Annotated in this window: 6 protein-coding genes; all 6 read left to right on the top strand. The window is 58.4% G+C overall.

Annotation, left to right across the window (positions count from 1 at the left end; translation table 11 throughout):
* Window positions 1-7: 7 nt before the first annotated feature.
* Entirely contained in the window at window positions 8-1,336 is a 1,329-nt protein-coding gene (locus K787_RS0107510) for a flavin-containing monooxygenase (RefSeq protein ID WP_022962179.1), read from the top strand.
* A complete protein-coding gene (locus tag K787_RS0107515) occupies window positions 1,333-2,226 on the top strand; it encodes a bile acid:sodium symporter family protein (RefSeq protein WP_022962180.1) in 894 nt (297 codons plus the stop codon). The genes K787_RS0107510 and K787_RS0107515 overlap by 4 nt, the downstream gene beginning before the upstream one ends.
* Window positions 2,219-3,148: an SDR family oxidoreductase gene (locus K787_RS0107520; RefSeq protein WP_022962181.1), complete on the top strand. Its 930-nt coding sequence runs from the start codon at window positions 2,219-2,221 to the stop codon at window positions 3,146-3,148. The genes K787_RS0107515 and K787_RS0107520 overlap by 8 nt, the downstream gene beginning before the upstream one ends.
* Window positions 3,149-3,312: 164 nt before the next feature.
* Window positions 3,313-4,098, top strand: coding sequence for an SDR family oxidoreductase (locus tag K787_RS0107525; protein ID WP_022962182.1), 786 nt, complete (start codon window positions 3,313-3,315; stop codon window positions 4,096-4,098).
* A gap of 334 nt (window positions 4,099-4,432) precedes the next feature.
* On the top strand, window positions 4,433-5,179 hold the full coding sequence (locus K787_RS0107530; RefSeq protein WP_022962183.1) for a sulfite exporter TauE/SafE family protein: 747 nt from the start codon (window positions 4,433-4,435) through the stop codon (window positions 5,177-5,179).
* Window positions 5,180-5,619: 440 nt separating this feature from the next.
* Window positions 5,620-6,000, top strand: a 381-nt coding sequence (locus K787_RS0107535; protein ID WP_152486796.1) for a hypothetical protein, incomplete at its 3' end; no start/stop codon positions are given.

Here is a 6,000-nt window from a genome sequence, read left to right on the forward strand (position 1 = left end):
AACACCCATGTACGCTGTCATTGGAGCTGGCCCAATGGGCCTGGCCGCCGCCCGCAATCTGCAGAAGCAGGGCATCGCCTTCATCGGTTTTGAGCTGCACGACGACGTCGGCGGGCTGTGGGACATTGATAACCCGCACAGCACCATGTACGACACCGCGCACCTGATCTCCTCCAAACGCATGACCGAGTTCAGCGAATTTCCGATGCGCGAATCGGTGGCCTTCTATCCGCATCACAGCGAACTGCGCCGTTACTTTCGCGACTTCGCCGAGCATTTCTACCTCAAGGCCCATTACGAATTTTCCACCCGCGTCATCAGCATGGAACCCGAAGGCAGCGGCTGGCGAGTGGTCAGTGAATGCAACGGCGAGCAGCAATCACGCCTGTTCGACGGCGTGCTGATCGCCAATGGCACCCTGCATACGCCGAACATGCCAGCACTGCCTGGTGAGTTTGCCGGTGAACTGATGCACTCGTCCGCGTATCGCAGCCCCGCAGTATTCAACGGCAAGCGCGTGTTGATCGTCGGCTGCGGCAACTCCGGTGCAGACATTGCCGTGGATGCGGTCCACCACGCCGCCTCGGTGGATATCAGCCTGCGCCGCGGTTACTACTTCCTGCCCAAATTCATCAAGGGTCGGCCCACTGACACCCTCGGCGGCAAGCTCAAGCTGCCGCGCCCACTGAAGCAGCGCCTGGATGCAGCCATGATCCGCATGATCATCGGCAAACCCTCTGATTATGGCCTGCCGGACCCGGATTACCGCATGTATGAATCGCACCCGGTAGTCAATTCGCTGGTGCTGCATCACCTGGGCCATGGCGACATACAGCCGCGCCGCGACATCCGCCAGATCGACGGCAATACCGTGACCTTCAGCGACGGCGAAAGCGCCGACTATGACCTGATCCTGATGGCCACCGGATACCTGCTCGACTATCCCTTTATCGACCGTGCGCACCTGAACTGGCCGGCCGGCCAGGACGCGCCGCAGCTGTATATGAACGTATTTCATCCGCAGTACGACAACCTGTTTATGATGGGCATGATCGAGGCCGCAGGCTTAGGTTGGGAAGGGCGCAATCAGCAGGCCAGACTGGTGGCGCTGTTTATTCGCGAGCAGCAGCGTAATAGCGCCGCCGCAAACACCTTCAGACAGATCAAGCAGGCGCGGGCAGGGGCCAATCTGGATGGTGGCTACGATTACATCAAGCTTGCGCGCATGGCTTATTACGTCAACAAGGACGCCTACCTGCAAGCGCTCAAGACCCATATCGACGAACTGGAAGCACCACCAGCCGAACCCACTGTAGCCAAAGCGGCCAACGCATGACCGGCGCACTGCCGATCCAGTTCGACCCGGCGAGTCTGATTCTGCTGAACGTCATCATGGCCTGCATGATGTTTGGTGTATCCCTGAGCCTACGGCTGGAAGATTTCAAACGTATCGCGCTGGCGCCCGTTGCTCCGGTAGCCGGTCTGATCGCGCAGTTTCTGCTGCTGCCGCTAGCCACCTGCCTGTTCACCTGGGCGCTGAAGATCGATGCAGAACTGGCACTGGGCATGATTCTGGTCGCCTCCTGCCCGGGCGGCAGTTTTTCCAACATCATGACCTGGCTAGCCAAGGGCAATGTCGCCGTCTCGGTGAGCATGACTGCGGTATCCAGTCTGGCGGCCACGGTACTTACGCCGCTGAACTTCGCCTTCTACGGCTGGCTGAACCCGCATACCCGCGAGTATCTGACGCAGATCACCCTAGAACCAGGCGGGATTCTACTGTTGGTATTGTTGGTGTTGGCGCTGCCGTTGGTGCTGGGCATGACTACTGGGCGCAAATTGCCCGAACTGGTCGCACGCAGTGAAAAACCGCTGCGTATCGCCTCGCTGCTGGTGTTTCTGGGTTTTGTCGGCATCGCCTTTTTCAACAACTTCGGGCTGTTTATCGAACGCTTTCACAGCTTTTTCTGGCTGGTGGTGGTGCACAACCTGCTCGCGTTGTCACTGGGTTACGGCATGGCACTGCTGCTCAAGCTACCGGTACCCGATCGCCGCGCCGTAACCATGGAAGTCGGCATCCAGAACTCCGGCCTGGGCCTGGTCATCCTCTTCACCTTCTTCCCCGAAGCCGGCGGCATGATGCTGATTACTGCCTTCTGGGGCGTCTGGCATCTGGTTTCCGGTCTGACTCTTTCACACATCTGGGCGCGCACCGCACATGACTAAACGCATTCTGATCACCGGCGCCGCCGGCTACATTGGCCATCAACTGGGCAACCGGCTGGCCGCCCATTATCACGTGATCGGCACCGACATTCGCGCCCGCGATGATCTGGCCTTCCCCGTTCAGGTACTGGATGTGCGCGATCCTAGGCTGGCCAGGGTGCTTGAGGAAGATGGCATCACGCACGTGGTACACCTGGCCTCGATTCTTCAAGCCTCGAAGGATCGGGCGCGGGATTTCGATATCGACGTCAACGGCACGCGCAATGTGCTGGAGTGCTGCATTAAGGCCGGGGTAAAGCACCTGACCGTGACCAGCTCCGGTGCCGCCTACGGCTACTACGCCGACAACCCAGAGTGGATCGACGAACAGGACGCCCTGCGCGGCAATCCCGAGTTCGCCTACTCCGATCACAAACGGCAGATCGAAGAACTGCTGGCAACCTACCGCCAGCAACACCCCGAGCTAAAGCAACTGATTTTCCGCCCCGGCACCGTGCTGGGCAAGGACACGCGCAATCAGATCACCAATCTGTTTATGGCACCGCGCATTCTGGCGCTCAAGGGCAGCGACTCGCCCTTCGTGTTCATCTGGGACGAAGACGTCATCGGCGCGATGGAAATGGGGCTGCGCGAAGACAAGAGCGGCATTTACAATATGGCTGGCGACGGCGCGCTAACCATGGCCGAGATCGCCAAGCGGCTGAACAAGCCGCTGCTGACGCTGCCGGTATGGCTGGTCAAAGCCGGCCTGCAAATCGCCCAGTGGCGCGGCAAACCCACCAGCCCAGCACAGGTCAATTTTCTGCGCTACCGGCCCGTGTTGAGCAATCGACGTTTGAAGGAAGAATTCGGCTACCCGCTAAGCAAAACCTCCGCCGAAACCTTTGAGTATTTTGTTGAATGCAATCGCCTGCGGCGCTAAAAAAAGCGGCAAGCGGCAAGCGGCAAGCTTTCAGGATGCGTTACTTGTCCCGGTAGCCAAGCCAAATATCAGAACGTTTCCAATTAACTTACCAGCAGCTCGGTCTGCTCTAATCTTGCCGCTTGCAGCTTAAAGCCTGCAACTGGCGGCCAACGGGAGCCCCCATGCACGTTATTTTGATCACCGGCGCCGCCTCCGGTCTGGGCTGGGCCATGGCCCAACATTGGTTCGCCGCCGGCCACAGCTTGGTACTGGCCGACATCGACGAAAGCGGCCTGAAGAACCGAGCCGCAGAACTGAATAATCCCGAACGGGTGCTGACGGTCACCTGCGATATCACTCGCGCCGCGGATATTCATTTCCTGATCGACGAGACCCGTGCGCGCTTCGGCCAGCTGGATGTGCTGGTCAACAACGCCGGCATTACCCATCGCTCGCCGGCACATCAGACCGACCCTGCAGTGTTTCGCAAAGTCATGGCGGTGAACTGGCAAGGTCCGGTCGAGCTGACCCTGGCCGCGCTGCCGCTGCTACGCGAGTCCGCCGGGCAGATCATTTGCATTGGCTCCATGGCCGGCTGGATGCCGGTGCCCGGCCGCGCCGCCTATTGCGCCGCCAAGGCCGCATTAACACAGTTTTTTGAAGTGTTGCGCCTGGAACTGGAAGCCGACGGTATTCATATTCTGATGGCCTACCCGAGCTTTCTCGACACGCCAATCGAAAACCACGCCCTGGGCAAGGACGGCAGCACCGCCAAACATCCTCGCTCTATGGTCGGCGGCATGCGCAGCGCCGAGTGGATGGCTGAACTGATCGACACCAGCCTGCAGCAGCGCAAACGCTGGATACTGCCAGAGCCGGTATCGCGCTTCGGCAGCCTGCTCTGGCGCATCGCCCCTGCCCTGTACCTGCGCCAGGTGCGCAAGCGCTTTGCCGATGAGTTACGCTAACAGCATGCCGCGCCTCAACACCCCGACTCTCCCGGAAAGTCGAGTTCCACCTCGACCTTGGGCGGTTGGTGGCAAGTGCGCTGGCCGAGGTGGAACTCGGCCGTCCCGGGAGGGGATTGGTTTTGCTGGGAAGGTCGAGTTCCACCTCGACCAGCAATGCCCGCAGCCACCCATAATGGCCGAGGTAAAGCTCAGCCCTCCCGGAAGGGGGGTTGGTTTTGCTGGGAAGGTCGAGTTCCATCTCGACCAGCTCTGCCCGCAACCACCCAAATGGCCGAGACAGAGCTCAGCCCTCCCGGCCACGCCATGATCACTATCCGAATAAGGCTTAACCATGCTGCTTGATCCCTGGATCTGGATCGGCGTTTTTATCTTGCTGGCCTACACCGTTGAAGCCATCACCGGCTTCGGCAGCCTGGTCATCGCCCTGTCACTGGGTGCACTGCTGCTGCCGCTGTCGCAGCTGATCCCGGTCATGATCGCGCTGAACGTGCTGATGAGCGGCTATATGGCCTGGCGCAACCGCCGGCATATTCACTGGCCCACGCTGCTGAAACTGATACTGCCACTGATGCTGTTCGGCACCCTAGCCGGCTATGTGCTGCGACCCTGGCTGGGCGATCAATTGCTCAAAGCCGCCTTTGGGGTGCTGGTGCTGTGGTTCTCCAGCCGTGAGCTATGGCGCATGTACCACAAACATACCGTGCATGCGCATCCGCCGATACTGAGCCGAGTGCTGACCTTCGGTGCCGGCATTACCCACGGCCTATTCGCCTCCGGTGGGCCGCTGCTGGTCTACGCCATGGCCGGCACCTCACTGAACAAAAGCCATCTACGCGCCACCCTGCTCAGCGTCTGGTTCAGCCTCAACTCCTGCCTGTGCGTGATCTTCCTGCTCGACGGCAGCCTGCTACCCAGCCTGCCAAGAATCGCCGGTTTCGTGCCGCTGCTGGTGGTCGGCGCGCTACTCGGCGAGTTCCTGCATCACCGCCTCAACGAACAGCGCTTCCGCGTGTTTCTCTACAGCCTGCTGGTGATTTCCGGCACGCTGTTGTTGGGTAAAGCTCTGGTGGATATGTAAGTCAAAGCATCGCCAAGGCCAGTTTTTATCAGGTGCCTACAACTTTGGTGCCTTGCTGCAAAAAGAAGGTTGGCAACCCCGCCCAAAAAGTATCACTATGCCAGTAGCTGCCTAATTGCAGCCTCTCATCGGTGGCATGGATGCCCGAATTACTTATCAAGACATCCAGACCCACCTGCCTTTGCTAGAGGGCGCGGGGTGCTATGCGGTTTGGTTTGGTTTGGTTTGGTTTGGTTTGGTTTGGTTTGGTTTGGTTTGGTTATTCGATGTTAGGTGTACACAAAATATCGGAACGGAGCACCACGCTATAAAGAATAAATTTGCTTGGTACTTAGCTTTCATTCTTAGGGCAATTGGAGTCAATTCAAATGAGCATCAATTCCGCTGCAGAAATGCTCATCTGACCCCAAAGGCGCGTAATTCAGATGCGAGGCATATCTATGCGATTTTCTGCGCGGCTTGCGGCAAACCAAAAGCTGCCACTCATTCTTGAGGACGCGCCGCGGCCGATGAGAGTTGGTTACATCAAAGGTATTCTCTGCGACTTTGTCGGTGAAGCAACTGGCTACGGGCAGCAACGCGTCGAGCCTCTAGAGACATTTGAGACACACCACAAATTTATAGCGCTGATAAGAGAAGAAGCAGAACCATGGGACTTCGATCAACAAAGCTCATGGGGAGCATTGACTCACCACATTAAGATCTGCGCGTGGAGCGAGTTCTATGATTTCGTCGAACTCGTCGGCAACCTGCTTATAAAAGCAGATGATGAAATTCCTTTTGACTCGACTAGCCACTTTACAGTAAGCATCCGGTCAGCA

The organism is Halopseudomonas pelagia CL-AP6 (assembly GCF_000410875.1).
Taxonomy (GTDB): Bacteria; Pseudomonadota; Gammaproteobacteria; order Pseudomonadales; family Pseudomonadaceae; genus Halopseudomonas; species Halopseudomonas pelagia.

What these genes read in the sequence shown, in the direction of transcription:
- K787_RS0107510 (WP_022962179.1), top strand. Translation starts at nt 8, where the DNA reads ATGTACGCTGTCATTGGAGCTGGCCCAATGGGCCTGGCCGCCGCCCGC.
- K787_RS0107515 (WP_022962180.1), top strand. Translation starts at nt 1,333, where the DNA reads ATGACCGGCGCACTGCCGATCCAGTTCGACCCGGCGAGTCTGATTCTG.
- K787_RS0107520 (WP_022962181.1), top strand. Translation starts at nt 2,219, where the DNA reads ATGACTAAACGCATTCTGATCACCGGCGCCGCCGGCTACATTGGCCAT.
- K787_RS0107525 (WP_022962182.1), top strand. Translation starts at nt 3,313, where the DNA reads ATGCACGTTATTTTGATCACCGGCGCCGCCTCCGGTCTGGGCTGGGCC.
- K787_RS0107530 (WP_022962183.1), top strand. Translation starts at nt 4,433, where the DNA reads ATGCTGCTTGATCCCTGGATCTGGATCGGCGTTTTTATCTTGCTGGCC.